Raw genomic sequence first — 2,023 nt, 5'->3', positions numbered from 1 at the left:
GTTTCGCTTACCGGAATTCCCTTGCGACAAACCATCAACGAGAGCGATAAGGAATTCTATGAGGCCGCGCTGGCCGCCCCCGCTGAGCACGCTGCCGTAGTTCTGGCTTTCGCGGGCGACCCGGTCGACCAGGCCGTCAAAGCGCATCCGGAAGGGCTGGCTCTGGTCCGCAGCTTTTCGGCGCCCGGTCAGCCTTCTGGCGCTCTCTATGTCAGCTCGCTCCGTAATCGGAGATAACTCGGCGGCGGCGGTGATAGCATCGGCTTAGGAATTCGCTATGAACCAGGCTCTGGTGCAATTTGCACAACCCTTCTCGTTCGACCGGCTCCAGCAGATGACGGTGCTCAACGGCGCTGTTGGACGTCTGCTCATAGCCTGCCTCCTGGGCGGTGTTGTCGGACTGGACCGCGAGCTCAAACACAAAGCGGCAGGCGTGCGCACCAACTTGCTCATCTGCATGGGCAGCGCCTTCTTTACCCTGCTTTCGGCGGTGTTGGCCGGCGATGCCAATCCCGACAAAGGACGCGTGGCTTCGAACATCGTGCAGGGCATCGGCTTTCTCGGCGCGGGATTGATCATCCACAACAAGAGCCGGGTGAGCGGACTGACCAGCGCGGCGGCGGTGTTTGCCGTGGCGTCGATCGGCATGGCGTGCGGCGCGGGATTGTATGGCGCGGCGGTGGTAGCGGCGGCCATCGTGATCGTGTCGCTGGAGGCGGTGGGATTGCTCGAGCGGCGCGCGAATCTCAAGAGTTATCCGCTGGTCTACGAAGCGCGCGGTAAAGATCAGACGCGGATGCTGTCGTCCATTCTGAACGCCATGGACCGGGCGGGCGAGCGGCTGTGCAACATCGAGCGAGACACGATTGGCGATCTCGAGCGGGTGAGTTTTCCGCTGGTGGCAACCAAGAAACGGCACGAACAACTGCGCGGAAAACTGCTGGCGGAGCCGGCCATCGACGAGTTGCTGATGTTCCGCGATCCGGAGGAAGATTGATCGAGTTCACCAAGGCCCATGCCTGCGGCAACGACTTTTTGATTGTGACCGAGAAGGCGGCGGCGGGCCGCGACTGGGCGGAGCTGACGCGGCGGCTGTGCGCGCGCAACACGGGCGTGGGCGCCGACGGCGTGGAGTATTTTGCATGGACGGGCGAGCGGGCCGGGCGCATCCGGCTGCACAACGCGGACGGCTCGATTGCCGAGATCAGCGGCAACGGCACGCGCTGCGTGGCGGCATGGATGGCGCGCGAGCACGACGCGAAGCCGGGCGACGCGCTGACCATCGAGACCGATGCCGGCGTGCGCGTTTGCCATGTGAACGCGATCGACACGGCCGGCGCCTACACCGTGGAGGTGACGGCGGGCATGGGCGTGCCAAAGTTCGCGCCGCGCACCGTGACCATTCCCGGCGGCGTGCAGGTGCCGGGCGTGGATGTGAACACCGGCAATCCGCACTTCGACATCGTGGTGGACAACGCGGAGTTTGCGGTGGACGGGCAACGTTGGCAGAGCATTGGGCAGCAGATTTGCGGGCATCCCGATTTTCCGCATCAGACCAACGTGGAGTTTCTGCGCATTGTGAGCGCAAACGAAATCGAGATTCGCATCTTCGAGCGCGGGGTGGGACCAACCATGTCTTCGGGCACCGGCACCTCGGCGTGCGCGACGGCGGCCATCGGACTCAACGGTTGCGTTTCGCCGCTGCGCGTGATTGCGCCGGGCGGCCCGCAGACGGTGACCTGGGATGGAGCGGGCACGGAGTTGAAGCTGACCGGGCCGGCTTCCTTGATTGCCCGCGGAGAGGCGTGGGCGTGAGCGGGCTGCTGAAGCCGGGCGCGGTGCTCGCCGGGGCCACGGTGGCCGTGGTGTCGCCGGCAGCGACTCCGCAACCGGAGCGAGTGGAGGCAGGGCTCAATGCGCTGCGCGCGCTGGGTTACACGCCACAGGCGGGCGAGAATGCGCTGAAGCGCGGGCCGCTCTACTTTGCCGGCACGCCAGCCATGCGACTGAGCGACCTGCACCA

General features: G+C 65.4%; 3 protein-coding genes and 1 pseudogene. All 4 read left to right on the top strand.

The window, feature by feature from the left end:
• Window positions 1-237 (top strand): annotated as a pseudogene (locus AC1P6P_RS13800) (hypothetical protein); the annotation flags it as partial.
• Between the two features lie 40 nt (window positions 238-277).
• Window positions 278-997, top strand: coding sequence for an MgtC/SapB family protein (locus AC1P6P_RS13795; protein ID WP_481403026.1), 720 nt, complete (start codon window positions 278-280; stop codon window positions 995-997).
• Entirely contained in the window at window positions 994-1,815 is an 822-nt protein-coding gene (gene dapF, locus AC1P6P_RS13790; protein ID WP_481403025.1) for a diaminopimelate epimerase, read from the top strand. Before AC1P6P_RS13795 ends, dapF begins: the two co-directional genes overlap by 4 nt.
• Window positions 1,812-2,023 (top strand): LD-carboxypeptidase (locus AC1P6P_RS13785; protein WP_481403024.1); only part of this gene is annotated, 212 nt, incomplete at its 3' end. The genes dapF and AC1P6P_RS13785, both read left to right, overlap by 4 nt.

This window comes from Rhizomicrobium sp., assembly GCF_056722145.1.
This window is presented reverse-complemented; position numbering and strand designations above follow the sequence as displayed.